Raw genomic sequence first — 25,777 nt, forward strand, 5'->3', positions numbered from 1 at the left:
GATGACAGCCAGACGTCATGTATTCTTGCAACGGCAGACTAAGGTCCGCTATGAGCGAAATATAGTCATTCGCACCCTGAGAATTACACTTTGAAGTGATTCAGGGTATGCGCTTACTGGTTACGAATATTGAGCGAGAATCATGTGATGATCGCCGCTTTTCTTTCGAACCAGTAGGTGCTCCACGTTCGCTAACGAATACTCAGGGCATGCAGATAAACTGCTGGCTATATTTCTTTCGAAGAGCGTGGAATGCATACCAATCCCCGGTGAAAAGGAGTTGGTGATGACTGCGATAAATCAGTTTGCTGCACATGTTGGTCTGGACTGGGCAGATAAAAAACACGATGTCTGCGTTCAGTTCAAAAACGGTGAACGCGTGTTCCATGTGATTGAACCTACTGCAGAAGCGCTTGATGCTTGGCTTACTGAGTTACACCAGAAGTTTAAAGGCAGAATCGCAGTAGCTCTCGAACTGAAGAAAGGTCCCGTGGTATATGCACTTCAAAAATATCCCTTTATCACCGTTTTCCCCGTCCACGCTTTGTCCCTGGCTCGTTACCGTCAAGCCTTCTCGCCTAGCGGCGCTAAAGATGATCCGCAGGATGCCGAGTTGGCATTAGAGTTAATGTTGCGTTACCCCCAGAAAATAAAAGCTATTGAACCCGACAATTCGGATATCCGGTTACTCCAGCAACTGGTTGAGCAACGTCGTCAGCTGGTTGAAGATAAACGACGTTTTGTGAACCGGATAATCAACACGCTTAAACAGTATTATCCTCAGCCACTGGAATGGTTCTCACATCGGGGTAGCTTACTGTTGTTTAAACTGATTATACGGTGGCCCAGTCTGCAACAACTGAAACGAGCCAGGCGCGAGACGATCCGCAACTTTCTCAATGCCAAAGGTGGCCGCGCAATGGCCCTTACCGAGCAGCGTGTGGTGAGTATTGATAACGCGATCCCATTGACGACAGACCCGAGTGTTATAGAGGCTAATGCTTTGATGGCAACAGCACTGGCGACACAAATTAAAGTCGTGAGTGAAATCATCAAAACCTATGACGAACGAATCGAAACGCTGTTTGACACATTGCCAGATGCAACTCTGTTCAAATCGCTTCCGGGCATGGGGCCGTGTATGGCCCCACGTATGCTTGCTGCACTTGGTGATAACCGTGACCGGTTTAACAGCGCTGAAGAAATTCAAAACTACGCAGGTATTGCACCGGTGACAGAAAGAAGTGGACAGAAATCCTGGGTTCACTGGAGATGGCAGTGTGCCCAGTTCGTCAGGCAGACCTTTGTTGAATGGGCTGCAAAAACGGTTAACTCATCATACTGGGCCAGGCTGTATTATCAGGGACTGCGAGAAAGAGGAAAATCTCACCAGTCTGCAATCCGGGCTCTTGCCTTCAAATGGATAAGGATCATTTACCGCTGCTGGAAGACCAGAACCCAGTACGATGAAGCAAAGTATTTGCTGGCTCTTGAAGCGCGACACTCGCCCTTACTGTAGCCATAAAAGCTTGTCGAATGTCTCAGGGCGTGAAGCGGACGTTTATTAGATCGTGGGGCTGAGGGCATCGACAGGTATGCCCAAAATCAACTGCCTCAGAAGCTAAGTTTATCCTGCTTTCTTGTCCGTAACTCCTTAATAATACCTAAAAAGGCAAGCCCGATGGGAACAAGAGACCCCCACAGTACGGCATTCCAGCCGTAGAGGCTGAGCAGAGCACCTGAAGTAAAGGACCCGACGATCATCACTCCAAACACCACAAAATCATTCAGGGACTGAACCTGGGTTTTCTCTTCGGGACGGTGATATTCAATGATTTTCGCCGATGCGCCAGTGAAACCAAAATTCCAGCCCAGACCCAGCAAAATCAGCGACAGCCAGTAGTGGAAAATATCGGTCCCACTGAGTCCGGCCAGGACAGAGCATGCAGTGATAAGCAGACCCGCAGCGGCGATACGCATGGCCCCAAAGCGGCTGATTAACTTGCCGGTGAAAAAACCCGGACCGTACATGGCAATAACATGCCACTGGATGCCGAGATTGGATGCCTGCTGGGAAATGCCGTGCATGTGCATCGAGAGTGGTGCTGCCGTCATCAGGAAGTTCATCACCATATAAGTTACCGCACCACTAAATACGGTTCGCGCAAACCCTGGCTGGCTGGCAATTTCGCGTAAAGGCCGTCCACCCGTTCTTATCGCACCGGCAGGTTCTGTGGTTTTCACGCCTTTGAGTATGAATGCCGAAATAACGGCCACGAGAGCCTGCGCAAGAAACGTGACGGCGAAGGTATGTGGCGGCCAGAGATGCATCGTTCCTGAAACCAGCATGGGGCCAACCACGCCAGCAATCACTCCGCCCCCCATAACCAGCGATAAAGCCCGGGCACGGCGTTCGGGCGTGACGCCATCCGTGGCGGCAAAACGAAAGCTGAGCGCTACGGCCGCATAGGCACCACCCAGAAATGCAGCAATGCAGAACAGCAGGAATGAGCCGGCGATGACGGCGAGGGCTGCAGTCAGGCCGGTAATAACGCCCGCTCCGGTGCCGGCCATAAATGCGGCTTTACGTCCCTTTTTCCGCGCCAGTGAACCAAATGGCAGGATGCAGGCCGCCATCCCTGTAACAAACATGGTGATGGGCAACGTTGCCAGCGCGCCGCTGGGGGCGATAGCGTTGCCGACAATGGCACCCGTGGCGTAGAAGACCACCGAGTTAGCACCGGCGAGAGCCTGAGCGGCCGACAGACGAATAATATTATTTTTCTGCTCAGCTAAAGGCAGGAAATGTTCTGCGGGCATGTGATTAATTATCCTGACTCATGGTGAGCACTATCCGGTAGCGGGCCTGACCCATTTTGATTTTGTTGAGAGCCTCATTTGCACGCTCAAAGGGCAGCTGTTCGGTAACGGGTAAAGTCTGAAAGAGGTGGCTGAACTGCAGCGCGCGCTCGGTTTGCGCCGGTGTGCTGACGAAGGATCCTGTCAGGGCACGTTCAGCGCCGATCATTATCCCAGGCATGACCTGCAGCGGAGTTTGTCCGGTACCCAGCAGGACAGCTTTTCCTCTGGGGGCCAGAGCGGACAGAAGGGCTGATACCGTTTCTGAAGCCGGTGCCGTTGCCACGATAAAATCCACACCGCCATCATTTTTCAGGCGTTCTGATGCATTTTCTTTGAGTGTGTCGATGTAATGATGTGCGCCCAGCTCAAGAGCAGCTCGTTCTTTTTCGCTACCGCGTGCAACCATCGTCACTTCAAAACCCATTTTACGGGCGTACTGGACGGCCATATGGCCAAGTCCCCCCATCCCGAGAATCGCCACTCTGTCGCCCGCTCTGGCACCTGAATCGCGCAGTGCGTTGAAGGTCGCGGTCCCGGCGCAAAGGATCGGGGCGGCATGCACGGAAGAGAGCGCTGAGGGAATGGCTATCAGCGCGGTATATCGTATGACAACGTACTCTGCGTAGCCGCCATCGCAGCTGAGGCCCGGTGTCAGCTGGTTTTCACAGAGATGAAAAAGCCCGCTGCGACATGACTTGCAGTCCTGACAATACCCCCCCAGACGCCCGACGCCTGCCCGCTGACCGGTTTGCCATATATCGGGCACCCTGTTCCCCTTCCCGGCAATAAACCCGACGATTTCGTGTCCCGGAATGCGGCCGGGCTGACCCTCCTGTGGTGCTTTTTCAGCGTCCCGGAGATCGGCACCGCATACGCCGCACGCTTCAATCCTGATGAGCACCTCATCCGGGCCGGGAGCGGGCAGGGGCCGCTCTGTCATTTGCAGCACCCCGGGAGCAACAATCTGCATAGCACGATATTTTTTATTCATAAATTACACCGGAAAATCAGGGGTTATCAGATTGCAGGGGCGAAGAAAGAACGGGATCCCCTGTTACAGGTGGCGACAGCGACAACTGCTTCCACAGTTTCTTTTTCGCCAGACAGGCTTTTCTCAGGTGATATCAGGCCAATCCCTGTCAGTTCTTCGCCGGGCCGACGGGCCTTTATCGCGTTGAGAAGATCGGCGTCAGCTGGCCCTTCATCCTGCCAGAGAGTTACCCTGGCGTGGTCATATCAGCTCTTCATGTTGAGCGGAACAATCCAGCCGCGTCAGCTCAGTATTAAGTCGCCTTCGATTAGCATGTTCCGGGCCAGTAATCCGCGATTCAGAGAGAAATTAATCACCCTCTGATGGATCCCTTCAAACTGATGCACTGTGCCGTCACCGCTTACACAGATGACATACTGAAGCCTGCCGGACGCATTCTCTGCCGCCCTGTCACCGGTTGCAGGTATACCCTCCGGAAGACGGCCGTCAGTGTGTATTTCAAGCTGTGTGAGGGCGAGACCTTCAGCCCTGACTTCCTGAATAAAGGTGGCCATCATGCAGGCATTAAACGCAGCGAGCATCAGCTCCCGGGGGTCAGGAGACAGCCCTCCGCCACCCAGCAAAACCGGTTCATCGGAATCGATAACATGACTTTGCGGGACAGAGGCAGCGTTGTCTGCGGAAAAGGACCGGCAATGCGTCCGGCTGGCCATGCCTCCCTGCCACGAGGTAACAAGGTCATAATGCGCGGTCTGGATTTGCATAATCCCTCCGGTGCCGCACGCGGGCAAGCGCGTGCGGCATAGTCATCAGGCGTTACGGCCAGCCATGACGCCGCCATCAATATCCCAGACAGCGCCGGTGACCCAGCCAGTCTTGTCAGAAAGCAGGAAAGCAACGGTTTCCGCGATATCCGCCGGGGTACCTACGCGGCCGATCGGGTGGAAGCTGTCAAAGCTGTTCATTACGCCTTTCACGTCGTCTTTAGGAATAAAGCCTTCGTAAATCGGTGTGTGAACAACGGCCGGAGAAACCGCATTCACGCGGATCCCCTTTTCACCGAGTTCAATGGCCAGGTTTTTCGTCAGCGCATGCAGACCCGCTTTTGCCATTGAATAAGCTGAAGACGGAGTGGCACCGATGGCCTGCTGCGCCCACATGGAGCCGATATTAACAACAGAGCCTTTGATACCGGCTTCGACCATATTGCGCACCACGTCACGGGTGATAAAGAACGTCGCGCGATTAATGTTCATGTACATGTCATAGTCTGACGCTTCATGTTCGGTGAACGGTTTCGGGAAGAATACGCCAGCCGCATTGACCAGCAGGCTGATATCTTTGTGTTCGGCGTTAATGGTGTTCACCACGTGCTGCATACCTTCTTCTTTCATCAGGTCGGCAACGATGATGGCAACCTGACCATCTGCAGCGAGCGCCTGACGGGCCTGCTCGGCTTTGTCCTGACGATTACCAACCAGCACAACGCTGCCGCCGTTCTTCAGGACCAGCTTCGCCGTTTCGAAGCCCATACCGCTTGTACCGCCGACCACTAACAGTTTTTTACCGGCAAAAGATGCGTTCATCACTAACCTCATTTAATTCATAGGGTTGTCATTGATGAAAAGCCGAGCTCCTCATCGTGTGGGATCAGAATGCCACCCGGCTCTCTGATTGACGACTGAGAAGAAATTGCGACTCAGGAAAGAAAATCTTTTTCGCTAACGTATACTGAGGAAAATAATGAATCAGGATGACCACCATGCGATCGCTAAACCGGCTCAAATGGCTGCACGCTTTTGAAGCCACAGCCAGACACGGCAGCTTTACCGGCGCGGCACAGGAGCTGGGCGTAACGCCTGCCGCAGTAGGCCAGCTGGTACGCTCGCTGGAAGACTGGGTCGGACACCCGCTTCTTCACCGCACCCGCTCAGGAAAAGAGCGGCTGACGCTGGTCGGCGAAGCGCAGGAAGCGTTGCAGGACATCACTCAGGGGCTCGACAGACTCGAAACCGGATTAAACAAGCTTCGCGGGCGCCGATCGCGCTCGGTGGTGGTGGTGACGGCATCGCAGGTGCTGGTGATGAACTGGCTGATGGATCGCCTGAACCGCTTTTCGGAAACGTATGAGAATATCGATCTGCGGCTTAACGTCACGGAAAAGCTGATGGACGTGTCGCATGGCGAGGCGGATATCGGTATTCGCTGCGGACAGGGTGACTGGTCAGGCGTGAATAAAACCTGGCTGATGGATGAAGAAGCCGTGCTGGTATGCAGTCCGCGCCTGATGCCGCCCGGGAAAATGGCCTGCAGTGAATGGCTCGCCACGCAAAAACTCATACACGATGACACGCCGCATCCCGGGGCGGATTTTCCGTCATGGAATGATGTCCTTATGGCGGTCGGTGCACCCGAAGCGCTGGAAAGCGGACTGCATATTAACTCCACCTCAGCAGTGATCCTGTCAGCCCTGAGCGGCAGGGGAGTAGCTATTGTCCGGTATGCTCTGGTGAAAAACCTTATCGAAACCGGGCAACTGGTCCAGCTGCATCCCGACTACCGGTGGCCACTCACATGGTCCTATTATCTGGTCACCCCGCAGCAAAAAGTCATGCGCGATGAAGTAAAAGTTTTCCACGACTGGCTTCTTCAGGATGTCGTCTCAGACCATTAATAAACTGCCGCCTCAGGTATTACGCCGCCCCGGCGGTTATCCGGGCGCATAATGCTTATTCCACGACGCGCTACGACATAGAATTTCTTCTCTGCTCCGCAAGATTATCTGATTTGTTGAAGCTGTCAGGCTTACCGATAATCGCTCTCAACGGCAGTGAATACCGGCCGTTTTTTAAAACGGATGTATTTACGGCGTCATGTAACTAACGATCTTTGAGAAAATAAACCGGAGTTTTGAATGTTCTTGAACTGGAACGAATATCGCAATGGTCTGCTCTCCACCATCGGTAAATTTGCCAGACTGCAGCCAGAGTTTATGAAAGGTTTTCAGCAGATGGATAAGGGTGCATCTGAAAACAAGCATCTCGATCCCAAAACCCATGAACTGATTGCACTGGCCGTGGCCGTAACCACCCGCTGTGACGGTTGCCTGGCCGTACACGTGGACGCTGCGGTTAAGCACGGTGCCACGCGTGAAGAGATCGCCGAAGCGCTGGCCGTTGCCATTAACCTGAACACTGGCGCCGCGCTGACGTATACCGCGCGTGCTCTGGATGTTTACGATAACCTGCCAAACAAATAGGCCTTCAGACGGTCCCCGCAGGGCCGTCTGATCACTGACTATGATGTTACTAAACTCTGATTTTTCGCAGCGTGCGATCGTCACCCCGGATAATTATCAGTGGATACCTTCTCCCCAGGCCGGTGTAGAGCGCGTGATGCTCGACCGGATTGGTCACGAGCAGGCCCGCGCAACCAGCCTCGTCAGGTATGCGCCCGGCTCCGAATTTCCCGCACACAGCCATCCCGGCGGCGAGGAGATTCTGGTACTCGCGGGGACGTTTACCGAAAATGGTGTCGACCACCCTGCCGGCTGGTACCTGCGCAGCCCGGACGGTTCTTCTCACCAACCCTCAAGCCGCGACGGCACAACCATTTTCGTCAAGCTGCGCCAGATGTCTGCCGAAGAACGCCAGCCGGTCAGGATAAATACCCGGGAGGCAGCTAACTGGCACGGTCAGCCGCAAAGACAAATCTGCCCTTTATTCTCCGGCACGCAGGAAACCGTGGTGCTTCAGAAGCTGGCTCCGGGCGAGCGGATCTTTTGTGAGCCACTTGCTGGCGGAGCAGAACTTCTTCTTCTGAAAGGGCAACTCGGGGCGCCGGAGGGCTGCTATGAGGCAGGAAGCTGGCTGCGGTTTCCGCCGGGTGATATGCCTGCCCTGATGGCTACCGCCTCTGGCGCACTTTTTTATCTGAAAACGGGACATCTCAGCCCTGCCACCCTGACCGGAGCGACATTATGAAGCAGAGCGTAGTGATCATTGGTGCGGGCATAAGCGGCCTTTATGCCGCCACGCTGCTTGAAAAAGCGGGTGTTGATTATGTGATCCTTGAAGCCCGTGACAGAACTGGCGGCCGCGTGCTGTCAGGCCCGGAACTGGCGGGCACCTCCGCAGGCATTCATGCAGACATGGGGGCAGCGTGGTTCTGGCCCGATATTCAGCCGGACTTCGCCCAACTTATCGAGCGGCTTGAGCTTTCGGTCATCGCGCATGGCCGTCCGGGTGACATGCTTTACGAACGCCAGCTGACTTCGCCCCCCGAACGCTACCCGGCATGGGAGAGCTCCCCGGCGTCTTTCAGGCTGAAGGGAGGAATGCACGCGCTGACGGCGGCACTTAAAAGTCAGATCCCGGCTGAGAAGATTAAAACCGGCCATCAGGTGGTGGCGATTTCCCGGGCTGGCAAAGAAGTGCAGGTCCATACCAGGGCCGAAGGCAGTAAAAAAACCGTGTTTAACGGTGAGCATGTATTCCTCGCTCTGCCTCCTGCCCTGGCAGCGAAAATAGAATTCAATCCGGCAATGCCGGAACAGGTGCTGTCAGGCTGGCGGAAAACCCCGACATGGATGGCCCCTCATGCGAAATATGTCGCTGTATATAAAACGGACTTATTGCATGCACGACAGCTTTCAGGGCATGCAGGGAGCCGCGTGGGGCCAATGGCAGAGATCCACGACGTATCCGAGCCAGACTCGGGTAAAACGGCGATTTTTGGTTTTATTGGCGTACCGGCAAAATCGAGATGGACTGTCAGCGAAGCTGCTCTCAAAAACCTTTGCCGGGAGCAGCTGGTACGCTTATTTGGCCAGGATGCGGCAGAGCCCGAAGCTGAGTATATTAAAGACTGGGCGGCGGATCCGTTTACTGCAACGGAATTTGATCTGCTGCAGGAAGCCGGACACATAATGCCTGAGCAACTTCCCGCCAGTGAAGAATGGTCTGGTGTGATAACAGGTATCGCCAGTGAATGGTCGCCGCAGTTCTCAGGCTATCTGGCAGGTGCCATTGAGTCTGCAACAATGGGGGTTCAGTGCTGGCTACAACAGAATTAATCCTGTGAGAATGGTTCGTGGCCTTTCGAGCCAGAAATAGGGTGTTAAAAAAAAATAATGATCCCGCTGGATTGAAAAGGAGCTGGCTTCTGGAACGTCCGCTTCACGCCCTGAGACATTCGACAAGCTTTCTACGGCATTAGTAAAGGCGATTTTCGCGCTTCCAGTGCCAGCAAATATTTCGCTTCGTCATAACGGGTTCTGGTCTTCCAGCAGCGGTAAATAATCCTTATCCATTTGAATGCCAGAGCCCGGATCGCTGATTGATGAGATTTTCCTTTTTCTCGCATCCCCTGATAATACAGCTTGGCCCAGTATGATGAGTTAACCGTTTTGGCAGCCCATTCGACAAAGGTTTGCCTGACGAACTTTGCACACTGCCATCGCCAGTGAACCCAGGATTTCTGGCCAATTCGCTCAGTCACCGGAGCAATACCTGCGTAGTTTTGAATTTCCTCAGCGCTGCTGAAACGGTCGCGGTTATCACCCAGTGCGGCAAGCATACGTGGGCCCATACACGGCCCCATGCCCGGTAGTGATTTGAACAGCTCTGCATCCGGAAGCGTATCGAATAACGATTCGATTCGTTCGTCGTAGGTTCTGATAAATTCACCTACAAGTTTGATTTGTGATGCAAGAGCTGTTGCCATTAGCGCGTTCGCCTCGATGACACTTTTATCAGTGGTCAGGGGAATCGCGTTGGCAATGCTTGTAACCCGCTGTTCTGTATACGCAACAGCGGGACCACCTCTTGCGTTCATAAAATGACGGACGGTATTACTCCGGGCACGTTTGAGCTGTTGCAGGCTTGGCCAGCGAATTATGAGCTCACAGAACAATGAACTGTCCCGATGCGAGAACCATTCCAGGGGTTGAGGATAATACTGCTTAAGCGTGTTAATGAGCCGATTAACAAAGCGGCATTTGTCTTCTACCAGCAGCCTACGCTGCTCGACTAGTTGTAGAAGTAAACGGATATCAGCATTGTCGGGTTCGATGGCTTTTATCTTTTGGGGATAGCGTAGCATCAGATCTAACGCCAACTCGGCATCCTGAGGATCATCCTTCGCACCACTTGGCCAGAAGGTCTGCCGATAGCGGGCCAATGATAACGCGTGTACAGGAAAGACAGTAATAAAGGGGTACTTTTGGAGAGCATATACTACCGGGCCTTTCTTCAGTTCAAGGGCGATAGCGATCCTGCCTTTGACCTAATGGTGCAACTCATTGAGCCAGGTATCAAGCGCTTCCGGCGTATGGTTAATCACATGGAATGTGCGCTCACCGTTTTTAAACTGAACGCAGACATCGTGCTTTTTATCCGCCCAATCCAGACCAACATGAGCAGCAAACTGAGCTATAGCAGTCATCACCAACTCCTTTTAAACGGGGATTGGTATGCATTCCACGCCCTTCGAAAGAAATATAGTCAGCAGTTTATCTGCATGCCCTGAGTATTCGTTAGCGAACGTGGAGCACTTACTGGCTCGAAAGCAAAGCGGCAATCATCAGATCACATGATTCTGGCACAATATTCGTAACCAGTAAGCGCATACCCTGAATCACTTAAAAGTGTAATCCTCAGGGTTCGAATGACTATATCTGGCACACAGCAGACATCCACAACAGCTAATGCCCGCTGTGAGCGAAAGCGGATCTTCGGCATCAATTTTGCCCGACATAAAATAATGCTAGTTAATCGTGTAAAAACGCAGCCTTTCGTCTCGACGGCCATACCCCAAGGTAATTATCGCTAAGATTTGAGTCGGAAATTAAGTGCGGTCCTCATCCTTACGCTTTCTGTTTCCACCATTTCTGCTGTCTCAATCCGTTCATCTATACTGACTATTACAGCGATCATTTGCTCAGGATGCCGCGCCGTCGTCAGCATTTTCATTTTTCAGAATGAGTCAGACGCGCAGCGGCTGTAGAAATTCTTTTTATCCGGAAGACACCCGATGAAAATAACGGAATTTGTCTATTCAGCCTTAATTGGCCTTGTCGCCAGTTGCCGTTCTATGACACCAATGGCGGCTCTCGCTGCAGCACGTATTGCCGGACGCGACACATCAGGCAGACTTATCCTGCTGGATCGTCCCCTGTTCAAATATGGTGCGTTAGTAATGGGTGCGGGTGAACTTTTTGGTGACAAGATGAAGTCCGCGCCAGACCGCACTGTGTTTTTGGGCTTGTCAGCACGCGTGGCCAGTGCAGGGATTGCAGGTGCCGCGCTGGCACCCGGTGGAGAAGAAAAAACCGGGGCAGCGATCGCTATTTCTACCGCTGTGCCACTTGCCTATGCCACGCTTGCGGCACGCAAAAAGGCTATGGGTGAAATGAGTCAGACCAAGAGCGGGCTGATTGAAGATACGCTCATTGTCGCCATCGGCGCAGCGGTGGTCTTCTTTGCCACACGCCCAAAGCGTGTTTGAAAATAATCTTTATTCAAATGATGAGCCCGGCGAGCCATCATGAAGGGGTTAGTAACGTCTTATGGCACACAGTTGCCGGTCACGCAATGCGATGTTCCCCTCAGCATCGGTGGCGATGGTCAAGCAAAATGCAAACGGGTAATCAAGTGAATGCAAATACCCAGCCAAAGAGCCTTCCTTAACTGTTTCTGGCGCCTACATGCCGCTGACGCGGCATCCAGATGCATGCTGCGCACTGCTCGCCTGACCCGGTATCAGATCCGATATCCAGCCAGGACTGGCTGTACTACTATGCTTTTTTAAGATTGTGGCCAGCATGCACTGCTGCCTGAGGATTTTAAATAAATACCTCTGAGGGTGTATGACCGACAGCGAAGAAGCAGAGTTTAAGGATGTTTTGCTCATTATGATTAAGCGGTCCGTGGACTGGTATCGTGAGCAGGACTTTAGCCACATGAACGATGACGTGCGGCCAGCGCTGGAAAGTATATTCAGCCCGGGAGAAGGGTATGACCCCAGTGCCAGCGCCCAGATTGGCATTAATATGATGATGATTGGTCAGGTATGGCAAGATGAACGCTTCACGGCATTTGCCGACAGGGCTGCCCGGACGTCATGTAACAGGAGAACCATGGGCAAACTTCCCGAAAAAATTGCCCTTCGGCAGCTGCTGGATGAAGTCAGTGAAGTGCTCAGAGAGCCCCGGTTTAATACGACTGAATAACCTGATTAAATCCGGCTCCATATGTTGCAGCCCCGGATGATGGGGCATGGCCAGAACTTCATCCCGGAGCTGTGGCAGTCTCATACTGTACGAAATTTGTACTCACTCGGCCCGCGGCGATGGTAACCTGATTTTCAGTCTTCTCAGGCAGCGGGCTGGCCGTCCTGATACACCTGTTTCACTGTCAGCATGCATTCGTTATCGAATACAACTTCAGCGGGGGGGCTGATGAGAACTAGTGAAGATGAAACTGACCAGGATATTTACCACGATGCCTGCTTCGCGGCCGGCATGTGCTGCCTGAAGCTTGCCAGCGAGGGTGGAGAAATTAACCGTGAGCGGCTGGCCATCGAGCTGATGCGGCTGCTGGGCGCCCTGATCGAGAAAAGAGAAGAGTGCCCCTCCTCGCTGATATTTGCCATTGAGCAGTTGCGCGGCGAACTGGATGAAGAAGCAGGATAAGGCTCCCCGCTAAATCACGCCCGTCAGTCCTGTCCTTCCCGGACGGGCTCAATCAGCTCTCTGCCCTGATGGTGAATGTTTCCCACCTTTCTGCTCACCGGATGCCAGATAAACGCCTTTTCCGGCAGGGCGGCGTCATGGGCAATTTCTTCTGCCCGCGAGGGCGTCGTCTCCGGGCTAAGCCACTCACGGACGGCGTCAGGGGAAAGCACCAGCGGGCGCCTGTCGTGAATGTCGACCATGCCCCTGTTGCTGGCCGACGTCACAATCACAAACCCCTCTTTGCCGTGATCCTCTCCGTAAGGCTGTTTACCGATCGCGGCAAAAAACAGGGGCTGATTATCTTTATGATAAATGCAGAACGGCTGCTTCTTATCATCTTCCTTCTTCCATTCGAACCAGGCGTCAGCGGGCACGATGGCGCGGCCGTGGTTCCACAGAGGTTTAAACATGCGGCCGCTGGCCGCTGTTTCCCCGCGTGCGTTAATCAGCGGCTGCTTATCCCACCATTCCGGTCCGTATCCCCAGAAAACCGGGTCGAGGCGCAGGACGTCTTCCTGCTCGTTGAGGAGCAGCACCTTCGTGCCCGGCGCAACGTTAAACCGGCCGATGGGCTCAGGGTCGAACGTGATTTCGTCCGGCTTCAGGCCGAGCGCATCAAAATACTCATCACGGCTGCTGTACTGCGCAAATCGTCCGCACATAGTCACCTCCTGCAGTAAGGAGAGCCGGGTATACTGACCTCAGGAGGATTTCACATGTCACAGTATTTAGCCGCACGCATCCCGGAAGAACGGGCGAAGGTCAACGTGGATCTGGCCGCCTCAGGCGTGGCGTACAGAGAGCGCCTTAATCTGCCCGTTATCCCGGCCGAAGCTGAAAGGCAGCAGCCACGGGAGCTGCGCGAATACTTCATGGAACGGCTCCAGTATTACCGCAATCTGGCCCTGCAGTACCCGCGGGGAACCGACCCGGTCTATCAGAAAGAACCAAAGGGAGAATGAAAGTAAACGTCCGTGCGGTATTTTTCAGAGACGCGAGCGCTTACTCTGCCAGGCGACAAGGAGCAGGAGCGCCACCGCGCCGGACAGTACGAGGTAGACCGCCCTGTGCGTGTCTGCGCGGCCAAGAAAGTAGAAAAGGGTACTCAGCCCCGTCACGGCGAACAGCATGGCGGCTAAACCGATATTCACATAGCTGCCGAGGACTTTAAGGAGCCATTCCTCAGATTTTTTTGCCGATGACTGCTTTAACATGGTGTCAGCCTTTAAGGATGCGCGTTTGAGCCTGAATTTTAACCTTTTATGACGCGAACAAACAGGTGCGGAATGACGGAGGTTAACGTCCGGGTAAATTCAGGCCCGGGCCCCGGGCTGGGGCTCTTTTAACTTCCGATGTGATGAAGATAACGAGCCCAGCATAATGCCAGTCATTGCGAGCCCGGTAATATACAGCCCCGCTATCAGGATCACGCCGGTCAGCCCCGTCAGCTGGTTTGTTTCAAACCACGAGGTCATCAGATGAGCGCCCTCATCCAGCGCCGTGCGTAATCCAGTGGGCAGCCAGGACGACAGCAGTTGCGCGCCGCCGTCCAGTAATCCCGTCAGCTCATTAGCCATGGTTTCGTTATCCTGTTTTCAGTCAGTGGCGAATTTTTGCGAGGTCGTCATCCGACAGCCCGGTTAGTTCTCTCACCGATTCCAGCGGAATGCCTTTCTGCAGCAGGTTGCGGGCGACCTCCATTTTGCCTTCCTGACGCCCTTCCTGACGTCCTTTCTCCAGTCCCTTCTGCTCCAGCTGCTGTGCAATCGTCATCAGTTCGTCCTCATGCTGCGGCACTCTCTGCGCCAGGTTGCGTACGAAGGCTTCGGCGTCGTCGGTTTCGCCCGCCTGTACGAGGTAGTTTATCAGCGAAACCAGCTGCTGTCCCGTGAGGTGACCGGCCATCAGGGTGGCGACCAGCCGGTCCAGCAGGTCAGCCATGTCGCGCCGGTGGATGTGCTTCTGCAGCAGGGTCAGCGCGGCCATGCTGCGGTGATTCATGATCTCATCGTCCGGGATCACCGTGACGTCGACCAGCGGGAACGGCGCGCCGTAAAGGCGGCCGGCCAGCGCCGGGTCATCAAACTCCTGCAGCCAGTCGGTGGAGTACGGATACGGGCTGCGCTTCCCGGTGTAGAACAGCACCGGGATGACCAGCGGCAGCTTTTTATGCCCGGCGTCGAGGTGGCGCTGCATGGCGGCCACGGCGTAGCGCATCAGGCGAAACGCCATGTGCCGGTCGGGCGTTGACTGGTGCTCGATCAGCACGTGGATGTAGCCGTCGCCGGCGGCGGTCTTCAGGCTGTAGAGCACGTCGCTGTAGAAAGCGCGCAGGTTTTCCTCCACAAAGCTGCCGGACTCCAGCTTCAGGGTGCTCAGGTCACAGACGGCGCGCAGCTCTGCCGGCAGGTGCAGCTCGATAAAGTCCCGGGCCGTATCGGGATGCGTCAGGAAAGCCTTGAAGGTCGCGTCGTGAGGCACCGGTGTAGGTTTTTTCATGCATTTTCCATCTTTTGAAGTGCAGCGGACAGCTCGTTTATAGGCTGAGTAACGTCACAAAAATTCCGCATACTGACTGGGTCTAAGCTTCGCAGGACGTAATGGCGTAAAAAGACAGGTGCAGATCAGGACGTTTGCGGCACTCATTTAAATTTCATGCGACACAAGTTTGTCAGCCAAGAATTCATTTTGTTATGTCCGGGAAGATTTCATCAATTTTGACATATAAAGATCCTGTTTCTGCGGCGCGTCGTATTTTTTCCTCCATTAATATTCTGAAGCTCACGTTGTTTTTCAGCATCAGTGCCAGGTCATATCCGCTTACGCATACCACCCGCTTACCCCTGCCCCATGCATCCAGTCCTTCTTTTGTAAAACCGGACCAGCTGATAAAGGCGCCGCGGGCCCATGAAGCTTTTTGCTCCAGTTTCCCCTGAAGAACGTGAAGATCTGCATGACCTGTTTTCGCGTCCTGCCATTTGGCCTCTATAAGATAGGTTTCATTATTCAGCTGAAAGCTGCCGTCAATCTGTTCGCCCCTGAGCCTGAAGGCCCCCTTTGGGGCTAAATAAAATGCCTCAAACAGTTCATTGAGCCATTTTTCAAACCCGTAGCCCCTCTGCTGTGAAGGGAGTTTATGGAGCGCCTCAAGGCCGCCTAAAAAGTATTTGTTATCAATACCGGTAGGTACGACTAAGGCCGGCGTGAAGCCGGAGGCAGCCTGACTGTCCGCTCCCTGGATTTTTAAAATCAGGCGACCGTAGTTGCTTTCGTCCTGGGCGGTAATTGGATGGTCACTCAGCGTTTTCCGGTATTCCCACAGGCGGGTCACGACTTTCAGAACGGTAATGCGTTCAGTTTTTTTAACGAAGCAGCGCAGACGCTTCATCTTTGAGCCGCCGTCGTCGCGGTAAAGTTCGTTATCAATATCTATCGAGAATTCGGATTCAAAAAATTCCCGCATGGTTTTATCAGTAAAGTCCAGAACGTAACCCGCATTGTTTTTATCTTCGAAAAGCTGCCCTACCGCCTTGATATCATTAGATGTTAATTTCATACCTGATTACCCGAAAATGCGCATAAAAATTAGTTGTGAATTTGAGACATTCTTACCGATTGAACGAGATCGCGTCTCTCACTTGGTTAACAAGCTCTGGAAAATTTCCGCTTCTCTCAATGTCATCCAGCCTTTGAGTCACCGTCTCTTCTCCTTCAAGAAATTCTGCGATATCACTCAGACGCAGTGCACGGTAATAACCGGTGGCGCTGCTGAGCCCGCGATAACGGAGCTGAAGAAGCAATTTCAGAAAACTTTCGTCATCACGGATCTTCGATGCAACCCAGGTGCTGACAAGAGCCGTTGTGCCTATATCTTTCCAGGCGAAGATAAATCCGGGTAGATCCTCGAAATGAATAAACCAGTCTGACAACTCGCGATCGTCAAGACGCTGGCAAAAAATGGTGCAGAGTTGTGTCAGTTCATTGTCAGCGAAAACCCTGTTCTCTTCGGGCTCAGGCCGGGTACCGGCCATGCCATTCTGCCAGACAAGATGGCGCAAATAGATGGCTGTCCAGTAAACGGCTTTATCGTTCCTGAGTCTTTCAGACAGATAATCAAGCGTGGAAGGACGCTCCTCGCTGAGCAGCCTTGTTAGCAGACGATCGACCAGAGTATCCAGCTCAATATCATACATGGCAAACCAGTTCCCGTGTCCCCGATAGCGGCTGACCAGATCATCGGCATACTCGAAGAAAAACCATAACAATCCCCGGCACTGTGCTGCTGTAATTACGCTGAGTCTTTGTGGAGTCAATTGATCAATAACCTGCTCGAACTTTGTGCGTGAGGAGAAGCCGTTCAAGGTCACCAGATTAAGCAGCTTTTCAGCCAGCAGCAGGGGCTTCGGATCGCTCCCGGCCAGCCTGAAAAGTTCGTCAAAAAAGTCCGGAAGCAGGATGTTTTTGGGCGGGCTGAAGGCGAAGTAATAACGCCACCAGTCTCTGCTGCTTAGCCGTCTTCCAGATGAACGCTCCTGCTCCTCAACATGCACCGTTTTAGAGAAAAGCACCGGATTGTCGTTCCTGATACCCTCGATGCCGGGCAACCAGCGCCTCAGCGTCACGACTGAGAGCGGTGAGACTGCTGGGAGCGACTCAAGAATACCGGTCAGTGCATTACTCATGGCGGCTTTTTCTCTATCGGATACCTGTCCCTCACCGGAATCGACAACTGCCTGCTCGGTCAGATAATGTTCTATCCAGTAGTACATTTCTGGAAGTGTAACTCGCAGCAGCTGCAGCAGGCAGAGATCCGGAAACCAGCAGAATTCCCGCAGGGGGGGATAGCGAAACGCAAGGGCACTGAGCGCCAGCCTCACCTCACGTGGCGTACTCAGAGTGGCTCCAAATGTATTCGCCACGTTTTTGAGATCGGTCAGGAGTGTTTTATCAGGCTCCCTGCCGCTCACGTTCATGTATATCTTTACAGCCTCATTAAAAAATTCACGTCGAAGATCAAACGATTCGTGACGAGGCAGCGGAAATGGCAGCTGAACAATTTTTTGCAGGTAATGCTGACCGTCTGCAACGCCCAGCCCACGCTTCACGGCATGCCCGAGCACCTCCGGGTCGTAGCACATCACGTAACGGAAGCGGGAAAAGTCTGCAACGGAGCGCACCAGCCGGAGAACCTCAACGGCCTGGGCGGGTTCGAGTCGGTCAAGGTCATCCAGAACAACGATAAAATTCAGGTCCAGTGAAGCGATTTTCTTTTCAATATCATCCCTCAGTGCATCAGCTGTCCGGCCACTGGCGGATAAATCTGTTGCTGAGAGGGTTTTCATTGAGCTGGCCACTATCCCCGCTCCGGGAATGAAGTTTCCAGCCAGTTCGGCCAGAGGAGCCAGTCGTCCGCTGGCCTGCTGCGCGTAGCGCACCACATCAGTGGCCAGCGCAGAGGCTTTACTTCCGCGCAGACGGTGCCACAACCTGCACGGCCATGAAGAATTGCCCTGCTCAACCTTGTTCAGGATGTCCGCAACCGGTATAAGCAGGTTTTCAACCTTACATCCTCCGTCAGGGCTAAGCCAGGGTGAAACCTGCAGAACGTATGTTCCCTCAGGACGGTCCTGCTCCATACGATGCCGCAGCAGGTTCAGCAGGCTGGTTTTACCGGAACCCCACGGTCCCTCAATGCCGATCACCGAGCTGACATTGTCATCCAGCGCGATGATGCTGCGTGACAGGCTTTCTGCCAGTGCCACATAGCCATAGCGGTCTTCCTCTGGAGTGGTTACAGGGAGGTCATTGCCGGCCGCGGCCTGTATAGCAGAATTCTGTTCACGCATATCAGAGATCCCCGTACAGGGCGCGCATGTCGGCCAGCACCGGCGCCACGTCCGGCTCGGCTACCATGGACAGAAACTCCGCCTCCAGTGCCAGATACTCTTCCAGCTTCACGAAGAAGTGCACCCCGTCCAGGGAAATGATGACGTCTTCAGATTCGTTGTACGGGAAATAGACGCCGGCCAGACTGCCCCGGTCGCTCCAGGCCTTCGTGACGTTCAGCCACGCGCGGGCCTGAAACAGGCGTGTCAGTTCACTGAACATTGACCAGCCGAACGCCAGCGCCACCCGGTCAGCCGTCAGCGTCAGGCTCAGCTGCGGCGCCTTATGGTGTAGGCCGTGCGCCTGAGGCATACGGTTGCCGCGGATCCATACCTGCAGGCAGACATCGTTAATTTTTACGACGCGGTTCAGATCCTCCGTCACCAGGCCTGTTGCGATCGCCCAGTCTTTCTGCGCCGCCGGCTGATACTGCTGCGCGCGGACGAGCAGCGGGAAAATGAGCTTCAGGCGCTCAGTGGTGCAGATCCGGGCGATCGCCTCGTCGGGAAAGGCCTCCAGGTTCAGGGCGCCTGACGAGAGCGGGCGCAGCAGGAACTCTGCCCAGGTGGTGTCCACGTTGCGGCGCATGCCGGCCATGAACCGGTCCGCCTCTTCGCGGTAGTTTTCACCGCTCAGGTCAAAGGCACGGTTGATGTAGTAGTTGTCCACCGGAATGCCGTTCTCCTCCGCGTAAACCAGCGCGTTAAAGGTGATGTCCAGAAGCGCCTCTATCGCCGGCCAGCTCATGAACGTGCTGCCGGTCTGTGTGGCCTGATGCGCGCGGGTAAAGAGCCAGCGCAGCTCGGCCGGCTTCAACGCCTGGCGACCAAAGGTTTCCCCGCGCACAATCTTCCGGTAAAGCGACAGGTTGGTTGCACCAGGATCGGCATTCAGGCTCAGCCACTCGTCGTTCGGCGCGGATGCCATCAGTTTTTCTTCAATAAAGCGCCCCGCCAGGGCGTTGACCGAGGTGTCTTCGGCGGACGCCCGCGACTTCAAGCTGTCGATCAGCTTTCTGGGGAAACGTAGGTTAAGCTGGCTGAGCATGATAGTCTTCCTTTATATGACAAGCATTAAAAATGCTATCATAGCATTGTATTTGCTAAATAATATATTTAATGCTTGATTTTTTCTTATTGTGCATCACCTGGGTGCTGTTGATTTATTACGGTGAAGGTCTTCTCATCACATATCGCGTTCGCCTTTTTGGACTGGATCCGGAAAAAGGCAGAAGCGGATCCGACAACAGCCACCTGACGTCATGAAGGTGCATTACCGCGCGCAGGAGGTGGGTTATATTTATTGCTTACAAACAACATCAATACAAAAGGCCCACCGCATGGAGCTACAGACGCGACTTGTGTTTATCGATACTTCCGCCTATGAAATGAAAAGGCTTCAGTTTGGCCACTACGCGCTGGCTAGGCTGGAACAAATGGTCGCTGAACGGAAAATACACCTGCTGATAACTGACGTCGTGCGTTCTGAGATTGAGTCTCATCTGAAAAAATTTGCCACTGAGGCGGTCAGGCACCTGAACCAATTTAAGAAGGACGCCAGTTTTTTGCGCGTTGCAGATGAAGCCACCGGCGGCGGCCTTTTTCCGGCGGTGACACTTGACGCTGTTCTGGGCGAAGCCACCCGAAAATTCCGTGCCCTGGTGGATAATGGCCTGACCGAAACTATTTCAGTCGCCGCAGTCAGTCCCAACCAGATCTTTGATGACTATTTCAGCGGGGCACCACCTTTTCACCGGGAGGCGAAGAAGTCAGAGTTTCCGGACGCGTTTTCACTTGCTGCGGTGGATGCCCTGGCAAGGGCCCGCATGCACAAAGTCTATGTGGTAAGCGGTGACAGGGATATGGAGGCGGTTGCGGCAGCTAACAATAATTTCCTTTATCTGTCCGGCATTGACGAACTGCTTGACCTGGTTAACAGAAACGATGCTGAGCTGGCGGAGCTGTCCACGTTCGCTGATAGCGTGCTGGAGCAGCTCCGGGTGGATATCCTTGCAACGGCCCGGAAACAAATTGAAGAGGCTGAGTTCAGTGTTTCTTCCGATGAAGGTATCGATCCTGAAGTAGAAGATATCAAGATAATGAGCCTGGAGATCGCGACGCTGCAGCTGATTGACGTCAGCCGGGACGGGGCCACTTACGATGCCGAATTCAGCGTCGGGCTGAACGCCACTCACGGATTTACCGATTACACACATGCCAATTATGACCGGGAAGACCGGGTTTATTACGGGGTTGAGCACAGCACGCACCTGTACAGTCACGGGGAGCTTTACAAAGCCACGCTTGAAATCGGTTTTACTGACGGGCTGAGGAAAAATGCAGAAATTATCGGTCTGGATTTTGAGGAGGGCATTTTTGATCTTGACCTTGACTCCGCCCGTCACATACGGGAAATATTTCCGAATTATGGTCAATAAATACGTGCAGTCGGACGCCTTTGAACGCGGCGGCCCGGGTTGTGAAGGATTATGCCGGGCATGAATAAGCCACTCTCAGGAGTGGCTCTTCTCGTTTCAGGGCATCACAATACCGGCCGCTCCGTCTGCGGCATGTGCAATTTCTCGCGTATCTGATCCACCATGTCCAGGAAGTCCTCCTCTTTCTGCAGGAAGAACAGCGTGCGGTGAACCTTCAGCAGCGTGCTCAGGTCGCGTCTGGCAGCTTCGGCAAAGAGCGCAAACGCCAGCGAGCTGCCGTGCGGAATGTGCGTGACGTCAGCGAGCTGTTTCGCGCGGATCTCCAGCAGCGGCACGCCGTCACGCATGATGCGCGCCAGCTGCTCCTGACTGACGATACCCAGCAGGCGGCACCAGGCGCGGTTTTCGGCCAGCGTCTGGGCGCTGTCATACCAGTAGTCGGCGAGGGCTGCGTTCATCATACGGGCCACATCCCTGTCCATCAGCGCCACTAGGCCATCCGAACGCATGTAGTTGCCGATCAGGTCACCGAACGAGGCGGAGAGGAATTCCTTCAGGAACTCGCTCTTCGACCGGTTCGCCGCCCTGGCCTGCGCGGTTATCTCTCGGTCGACGTCCGGCGGGAGGTTGCGCACCGTAATCGCCCTCGCCGCTTCACGTGGAGTACTTTCATCATCTTCCGTCATTATTACCTTCGTATCCGTCATACAGCGAACAAATCGCCGTCATGAAGTCACATTACATTTAGAATATTAATGTTGCAATAACTGACGCTGTATTGATGGTTGTGACGCTGATAGTGATATTTTTTGACCGACCGTTTGAATCGGGTCATTGTTAAACCCCGAAGATCCGGAAAAAAGGAAGAACCGGATCTTTCAGTTGTAGGGCGGTTTTTTGTTCACACTACTACATATAGTGTCTTAATCAGATGTATCAGCCACAACATACGGGTTGCATTAGAGAAAGATGCGGGAATAGATGACGCTATGACGTTCCATATCGGCGTGCTACGCTTCCGGGAAAGTCGTAAATAAAGAAGAAAGCGGATCCAGCTCGCAAGGTGATCCGGTAATTTAGTGTGGTGGCTGTTTGATGGCTTACTGTTTCATCGCTAAATGTAACTTAAGATATTTTCACTCCCTATAATGTCATTACCGCAACGGTAACCATATGTGACAGTGTCCGTCCGTTTTTATAAAACGAGGAGCCCTGATGTTCGAGTCTCTTTTTAACCGCAGCGACTTCCGCTGCGCCTTTGAAAAAATCAGCGCTGCCGTGGCCGATCCCTCCGCCGAAAACGTGCACGCCGCCACCCATCTCGGGCTGAACGTCCTGAGCGCCAAGTTCAGCACGTTTCGCCACGAGCTCGATGAGGCCGGCGCGATCGGGGAGTGGCGTGACGATCTGGACACCTACGAACACTGCCTAGGGGTGCTGGAGCGCTACCTGACCGGGAATCCGGACGGGCTCACCGGCCCCGACGCCCGCATTTACTGCCGGTACCTGCGCTGCGAGTACGTGGAGTTTACCGAGCTGGCCCACGACCTGGTGGAGCGGTCCGCAGGTAATGAAGGACGTCAGGCCGGATGAGCGCAGGGATTTCAGTGTGGGTGCCGGTGATTACGGCTCTGGCCGGTATCGGTGGTGCACTGGGCAGCCAGTGGCTTTCACACCACTTTGCCACTGCCCGTGAACTGCGGGCGTCAGAAGAAAAGCTGGCCAGAGAGCGCTACTTCATCGCCACCGAGCTGGTTTTCCTGCTGGAACGATTTGCCCAGCAGTGCGTGCTTTCTGCCACAGAGTCCGGTGATTATGACGACCGAGGCCGTATCATGCTTGAACACTATCTCCCAGAAATCGACTATTCCGGTGTTACAGGAGACTGGCGCTCGCTTCCTCACGCGCTGATGTACCTGATCAGCGAACTCCCTGTTTTGCGGGAGGAGGGGCGAAAATCTGCTGGGTGTGCGTTCGAAAACGACACTCCTTTTGACGGTAGCGATGGTATCCACGAGCTCAATAGCCAATCATGCAGGTTGGGGCTCAGGGCCATCCGGATTTCGCGGGAGCTAAGGCGAACCTGCGGCATGCCTGATGATGGACTTTCATTACATCACTGGTCTGCCTGGCGCGTTCTCTCAGCCGTTAGGGCCAGAATCATTGACACCGATCTCCGATACGGCCGTAGCCGTCGTAAAACCATGGACGCGCTAAAACTGCTGAATTCAGCTGGCTCAGATAAACAGGAAAGTGTTCCATCATGACCGGTCTCGTTTCATACGGTCACGCCGCGCCGCCTGCGCATCTGCCTGTGGCCATCGATTATCCCGCCGCGCTGGCCCTGCGTCAGATGGCCGCGCTGGTTGACGACCTGCCGAAGCATCTGCTGGCGCCGGAGGTCTGCGCCCTCCTCCACTTCACGCCTGACCTGCGCCGCAAGATGCTGTTCACCACCCTGTGGAACACCGGCGCGCGCATCAGTGAGGCACTGGCGCTGATAAGGGGGGACTTTCTGCTGCGACAGCAGTACCCGTTCGTGCAGCTGGCCACGCGCAAGCAGCGGGAGGATAAGGCGGAGCACCGGGCCGGACGCCGCGCCGCCGGCGTCGTGCCCCACCGGCTGGTGCCCCTTTCCGACGCGCAGTACGTCACGCAGCTGGATATGATGATCGCCACCCTGCGCATACCTATTGAGCGCCGGAGCGAAAAGACTGGGCGCATGGAGCGGGTGCGGCTGTGGGACATCACCGACAGGACGGCGCGTACCTGGCTGAACGAGGCTACCGAAGCGGCGGCATCAGAGGGTGTGACGTTTTCCGTTCCGGTTACCCTGCACACCTTCCGGCACAGCTACGCCATGCACATGCTATACGCCGGCACGCCGCTCAAGGCGCTGCAGAGCCTGCTCGGGCACAAAAGCGCGAAGTCGACGGAGATCTATACAAGAGTGTTTGCGCTGGACGTCACCCGCCAGCTCGGCGTGCGGTTCTCGCTGGATCCGGCTGAGGCGCAGAGGCTGCTGCTGCCCGGGGAGGGCCTGTGATAATGGACTGGCGGAATTTTGTGACGCTGACGGACCTGCTGCTGATGTCCGGCCTCGCGGCGGTGAACCTTTATCTCTGGGTGAACCTGCTTTGTTCCGCGATAAACTGGCGGCGCCGGCGTGCAAATCTTAAAGGCCGGGAATTCTGGTTTCGTCCTCAGCCGCCGGCGCTTTCTCCGCTGCCCCTGCTATTCGTAACGCTGGCCACCGGACTGATCAGCGCATGGATGCTGAGCGTGCTGCTGCCCGTGATCTAGGCAGGGCAGATATCAGGAGACGGCCGGCGGGAAAATTTCCGGTGAAGCGGGTAACGGCCTGATTGCTGTCGGCGCGTAATTATCCATAATAAAGGTCCGTTTATCATCTGGATCTGATTGTATGCTCCTCAGGAGAAAAAAATGCCGCACCCACGGCGAGGATCGCCTGCTTGCCCTCACGGCAGGCGTCCTCGCATAACAGGAGCCGGCGCCCGTATCGAAGAACCTGCTGGCGTTACGGCTTACGTAATGGAACGAGCCAGGTACTGCCATCTTCAGGCGTTATAATTCCTGCTTTATTGTCCGTCCGGAAACACCGTGTGACTTTGCCGTTAACCTTGCAGTTTCCCCATTGCAGCGGGTAGCCTTCAGCCTCCTCCTGCAGCTGTTCCAGTACCGTCCGTAGCGCGTGTATCTCATCCAGCGAGGGTACAAGCGTCACGATAAGCACGCTGGCCACCAGGCACATCATTCCCTGTGCGACCAGAAACCAGATCCAGCTGCGCCAGCCGAGCGACCGCCAGGCGCGCTCATAGCGGTCGGCAGCCTTCTTTGCTGCACGATCGGCTTCGCTAAAGTGGCCAGCCAGAAGCCGGGCAGACTCCTGCGCCGTTGACTCGGCCATGGACGTGACGGCACCGATGACCTCATCCCTGACCTCACGCATCTGCCTTTCATGCACGGCGGTGACCTTAAGCAGCGCAGACGTCGCTCTTTCTGCTGTATCTCCCTGCCGCTGTGAGGCCTGAAGGAGCCGGTCTGCAGCGTCGAAAAACAGGCGTATGTCGTCTTCGCTGACGGCGTTTGTGTTTTTCACCGGCTCAGCTCCCACCCCGTGTCGCGATCGGTGGTGTGCTCTCTGTCCAGCACTGCCTGATGCTCCAATTCCTGCCTGTATCCGATCCAGTGCTCATGCGTCATTGACAGCTCCATAATATTTTTCAGCTCAGCGTACCGCAGGTTCCCCCTGCCGTCGCAAACGACGATAAGCGCGCCTGCGCTGCTCGCTTCATCCACCCCCTGGCACCACCTTACCAGCTTCAGGTAGTCACTGACGGCCTCCGGGTTTTCTTCATCAGTATGACCTGCAAAGATACTGCGCGTCGTCTGCCTAATAAAGCGCTCAAGGTTAAGGGGCACAGCCTGACGGGCCGGCAGGGAAAGTGCGCTGAGATAGCTCGAAAAGTAGGTTTTTACACCCGTTTGCACGTCAGGGGGTGGTCTCAACGTACCAGTGGATCCGGTGCGACAGCGTCGTCAGTGCCTTTTTACAGGTCAGCGCGTGTGACAGCTTTCGGAAGCGGGCTTGCTCTTTATCGGACCGGTTTGCCGCACTTTTGAACTCAATCAGCCGCAGCGGGCCGGGGAATGACAGCAGGACGTCACACAGCGCCTTGTCTTCTGGCGTCTGCTGCAGCAGGTTAACGGAGGCCGGCAGCACGTTACCCCCAGGCGCGCGCCCACTGAAACGCCCAGTCCGTACAGAAAATTACCAATGACCACGTTTTCATAGAGCTTCACTGCCTGCTTCCCCCCCTGGTGTTTTACGCGGATCTGAAGGCAA

At 54.6% G+C, this 25,777-nt stretch carries 29 protein-coding genes and 1 pseudogene; 14 read left to right on the plus strand and 16 right to left on the minus strand.

What is annotated here, in order from left to right; genetic code table 11:
• Positions 1-286: 286 nt before the first annotated feature.
• Entirely contained in the window at positions 287-1,519 is a 1,233-nt protein-coding gene (locus F3J38_RS21630) for an IS110 family RNA-guided transposase (RefSeq protein WP_167141844.1), read from the plus strand.
• A 95-nt stretch (positions 1,520-1,614) separates the two neighbouring features.
• On the opposite strand, the gene F3J38_RS21635 is transcribed toward F3J38_RS21630, so the two are convergent.
• The 4 genes from F3J38_RS21635 to F3J38_RS21650 all read right to left on the minus strand — a co-directional run bounded on the left by F3J38_RS21635 (position 1,615) and on the right by F3J38_RS21650 (position 5,439).
• Positions 1,615-2,820, minus strand: a complete 1,206-nt coding sequence (locus F3J38_RS21635; protein WP_167141847.1) for an MFS transporter — start codon at positions 2,818-2,820, stop codon at positions 1,615-1,617.
• Between the two features lie 4 nt (positions 2,821-2,824).
• Positions 2,825-3,853 carry a zinc-binding dehydrogenase gene (locus F3J38_RS21640; RefSeq protein WP_167141850.1) on the minus strand — a complete coding sequence of 343 codons (1,029 nt, stop codon included), beginning with the start codon at positions 3,851-3,853 and terminating at the stop codon, positions 2,825-2,827.
• 281 nt (positions 3,854-4,134) lie between these two features.
• Positions 4,135-4,617, minus strand: coding sequence for an OsmC family protein (locus tag F3J38_RS21645; protein ID WP_167141853.1), 483 nt, complete (start codon positions 4,615-4,617; stop codon positions 4,135-4,137).
• A 45-nt stretch (positions 4,618-4,662) separates the two neighbouring features.
• Positions 4,663-5,439, minus strand: coding sequence for an SDR family NAD(P)-dependent oxidoreductase (locus F3J38_RS21650; protein ID WP_167141857.1), 777 nt, complete (start codon positions 5,437-5,439; stop codon positions 4,663-4,665).
• Positions 5,440-5,615: 176 nt separating this feature from the next.
• Between F3J38_RS21650 and F3J38_RS21655 the strand changes: the two genes are divergently transcribed.
• The 4 genes from F3J38_RS21655 (at position 5,616) to F3J38_RS21670 (ending at position 8,927) form a co-directional block, all read left to right on the plus strand.
• On the plus strand, positions 5,616-6,527 hold the full coding sequence (locus tag F3J38_RS21655) for a LysR substrate-binding domain-containing protein (RefSeq protein ID WP_167142002.1): 912 nt from the start codon (positions 5,616-5,618) through the stop codon (positions 6,525-6,527).
• A 240-nt stretch (positions 6,528-6,767) separates the two neighbouring features.
• On the plus strand, positions 6,768-7,112 hold the full coding sequence (locus F3J38_RS21660; protein WP_167141860.1) for a carboxymuconolactone decarboxylase family protein: 345 nt from the start codon (positions 6,768-6,770) through the stop codon (positions 7,110-7,112).
• A 40-nt stretch (positions 7,113-7,152) separates the two neighbouring features.
• Complete coding sequence (locus F3J38_RS21665; RefSeq protein WP_167141863.1) at positions 7,153-7,836, plus strand: cupin domain-containing protein; 684 nt, start codon at positions 7,153-7,155, stop codon at positions 7,834-7,836.
• A complete protein-coding gene (locus F3J38_RS21670) occupies positions 7,833-8,927 on the plus strand; it encodes a flavin monoamine oxidase family protein (RefSeq protein WP_167141866.1) in 1,095 nt (364 codons plus the stop codon). Before F3J38_RS21665 ends, F3J38_RS21670 begins: the two co-directional genes overlap by 4 nt.
• Positions 8,928-9,058: 131 nt before the next feature.
• Here F3J38_RS21670 and F3J38_RS21675 read toward each other — a convergent pair.
• Positions 9,059-10,297: pseudogene (locus tag F3J38_RS21675) on the minus strand (IS110 family RNA-guided transposase).
• Between the two features lie 588 nt (positions 10,298-10,885).
• Between F3J38_RS21675 and F3J38_RS21680 the strand changes: the two are divergent.
• The 3 genes from F3J38_RS21680 (at position 10,886) to F3J38_RS21690 (ending at position 12,545) form a co-directional block, all read left to right on the plus strand.
• The gene (locus F3J38_RS21680) at positions 10,886-11,359 is read left to right on the plus strand and encodes a hypothetical protein (RefSeq protein WP_167141869.1); all 474 of its coding nucleotides are present in this window, start codon (positions 10,886-10,888) and stop codon (positions 11,357-11,359) included.
• A gap of 361 nt (positions 11,360-11,720) precedes the next feature.
• Positions 11,721-12,083: a hypothetical protein gene (locus tag F3J38_RS21685; protein WP_034827997.1), complete on the plus strand. Its 363-nt coding sequence runs from the start codon at positions 11,721-11,723 to the stop codon at positions 12,081-12,083.
• Positions 12,084-12,311: 228 nt separating this feature from the next.
• Entirely contained in the window at positions 12,312-12,545 is a 234-nt protein-coding gene (locus tag F3J38_RS21690; RefSeq protein WP_167141872.1) for a hypothetical protein, read from the plus strand.
• A 23-nt stretch (positions 12,546-12,568) separates the two neighbouring features.
• On the opposite strand, the gene F3J38_RS21695 is transcribed toward F3J38_RS21690, so the two are convergent.
• Positions 12,569-13,249, minus strand: a complete 681-nt coding sequence (locus F3J38_RS21695) for an SOS response-associated peptidase family protein (RefSeq protein WP_167141874.1) — start codon at positions 13,247-13,249, stop codon at positions 12,569-12,571.
• A gap of 54 nt (positions 13,250-13,303) precedes the next feature.
• Between F3J38_RS21695 and F3J38_RS21700 the strand changes: the two genes are divergently transcribed.
• Positions 13,304-13,549 carry a DNA polymerase III subunit theta gene (locus F3J38_RS21700; RefSeq protein ID WP_167141877.1) on the plus strand — a complete coding sequence of 82 codons (246 nt, stop codon included), beginning with the start codon at positions 13,304-13,306 and terminating at the stop codon, positions 13,547-13,549.
• Between the two features lie 24 nt (positions 13,550-13,573).
• Here F3J38_RS21700 and F3J38_RS21705 read toward each other — a convergent pair whose 3' ends face one another.
• The 6 genes from F3J38_RS21705 to F3J38_RS21730 form a co-directional block, all read right to left on the minus strand.
• Positions 13,574-13,801, minus strand: a complete 228-nt coding sequence (locus tag F3J38_RS21705) for a hypothetical protein (protein ID WP_167141880.1) — start codon at positions 13,799-13,801, stop codon at positions 13,574-13,576.
• A 99-nt stretch (positions 13,802-13,900) separates the two neighbouring features.
• The gene (locus tag F3J38_RS21710) at positions 13,901-14,164 is read right to left on the minus strand and encodes a hypothetical protein (protein WP_167141883.1); all 264 of its coding nucleotides are present in this window, start codon (positions 14,162-14,164) and stop codon (positions 13,901-13,903) included.
• A 22-nt stretch (positions 14,165-14,186) separates the two neighbouring features.
• A complete protein-coding gene (locus F3J38_RS21715) occupies positions 14,187-15,086 on the minus strand; it encodes an Rpn family recombination-promoting nuclease/putative transposase (protein WP_167141886.1) in 900 nt (299 codons plus the stop codon).
• Positions 15,087-15,270: 184 nt separating this feature from the next.
• Positions 15,271-16,143, minus strand: coding sequence for a restriction endonuclease (locus F3J38_RS21720; RefSeq protein WP_167141889.1), 873 nt, complete (start codon positions 16,141-16,143; stop codon positions 15,271-15,273).
• 52 nt (positions 16,144-16,195) lie between these two features.
• Complete coding sequence (locus F3J38_RS21725) at positions 16,196-18,433, minus strand: KAP family P-loop NTPase fold protein (protein ID WP_167141892.1); 2,238 nt, start codon at positions 18,431-18,433, stop codon at positions 16,196-16,198.
• 1 nt (position 18,434) lies between these two features.
• On the minus strand, positions 18,435-19,520 hold the full coding sequence (locus tag F3J38_RS21730) for a hypothetical protein (protein ID WP_167141895.1): 1,086 nt from the start codon (positions 19,518-19,520) through the stop codon (positions 18,435-18,437).
• Positions 19,521-19,812: 292 nt separating this feature from the next.
• Between F3J38_RS21730 and F3J38_RS21735 the strand changes: the two genes are divergently transcribed.
• A complete protein-coding gene (locus F3J38_RS21735; protein WP_167141898.1) occupies positions 19,813-20,910 on the plus strand; it encodes a PIN domain-containing protein in 1,098 nt (365 codons plus the stop codon).
• A gap of 104 nt (positions 20,911-21,014) precedes the next feature.
• Here the strand turns inward: F3J38_RS21735 and F3J38_RS21740 are convergent, their stop codons facing one another.
• Positions 21,015-21,596 carry a YlcI/YnfO family protein gene (locus tag F3J38_RS21740; RefSeq protein WP_167141901.1) on the minus strand — a complete coding sequence of 194 codons (582 nt, stop codon included), beginning with the start codon at positions 21,594-21,596 and terminating at the stop codon, positions 21,015-21,017.
• A gap of 529 nt (positions 21,597-22,125) precedes the next feature.
• Between F3J38_RS21740 and F3J38_RS21745 the strand changes: the two genes are divergently transcribed.
• The 4 genes from F3J38_RS21745 to F3J38_RS21760 are packed head-to-tail and all read left to right on the plus strand — an operon-like array spanning position 22,126 to position 24,213.
• A complete protein-coding gene (locus F3J38_RS21745; protein WP_167141904.1) occupies positions 22,126-22,503 on the plus strand; it encodes a hypothetical protein in 378 nt (125 codons plus the stop codon).
• Entirely contained in the window at positions 22,500-23,177 is a 678-nt protein-coding gene (locus F3J38_RS21750) for a hypothetical protein (RefSeq protein ID WP_167141907.1), read from the plus strand. Before F3J38_RS21745 ends, F3J38_RS21750 begins: the two co-directional genes overlap by 4 nt.
• Positions 23,174-23,956, plus strand: a complete 783-nt coding sequence (locus F3J38_RS21755) for a tyrosine-type recombinase/integrase (protein ID WP_167141910.1) — start codon at positions 23,174-23,176, stop codon at positions 23,954-23,956. The genes F3J38_RS21750 and F3J38_RS21755 overlap by 4 nt, the downstream gene beginning before the upstream one ends.
• 2 nt (positions 23,957-23,958) lie before the next feature.
• A complete protein-coding gene (locus tag F3J38_RS21760) occupies positions 23,959-24,213 on the plus strand; it encodes a hypothetical protein (protein WP_167141912.1) in 255 nt (84 codons plus the stop codon).
• 235 nt (positions 24,214-24,448) lie between these two features.
• Here the strand turns inward: F3J38_RS21760 and F3J38_RS21765 are convergent, their stop codons facing one another.
• From F3J38_RS21765 to F3J38_RS28180, 3 genes are all read right to left on the minus strand, one after another.
• A complete protein-coding gene (locus F3J38_RS21765) occupies positions 24,449-24,880 on the minus strand; it encodes a hypothetical protein (protein WP_167141916.1) in 432 nt (143 codons plus the stop codon).
• A 146-nt stretch (positions 24,881-25,026) separates the two neighbouring features.
• The gene (locus tag F3J38_RS28175) at positions 25,027-25,422 is read right to left on the minus strand and encodes a hypothetical protein (RefSeq protein WP_240156055.1); all 396 of its coding nucleotides are present in this window, start codon (positions 25,420-25,422) and stop codon (positions 25,027-25,029) included.
• Between the two features lies 1 nt (position 25,423).
• Positions 25,424-25,654, minus strand: coding sequence for a hypothetical protein (locus F3J38_RS28180; RefSeq protein WP_240156056.1), 231 nt, complete (start codon positions 25,652-25,654; stop codon positions 25,424-25,426).
• Between the last annotated feature and the right edge of the window lie 123 nt (positions 25,655-25,777).

It is taken from the genome of Candidatus Pantoea formicae (assembly GCF_011752625.1).
In the GTDB taxonomy this organism is placed as follows: Bacteria; Pseudomonadota; Gammaproteobacteria; order Enterobacterales; family Enterobacteriaceae; genus Pantoea; species Pantoea formicae.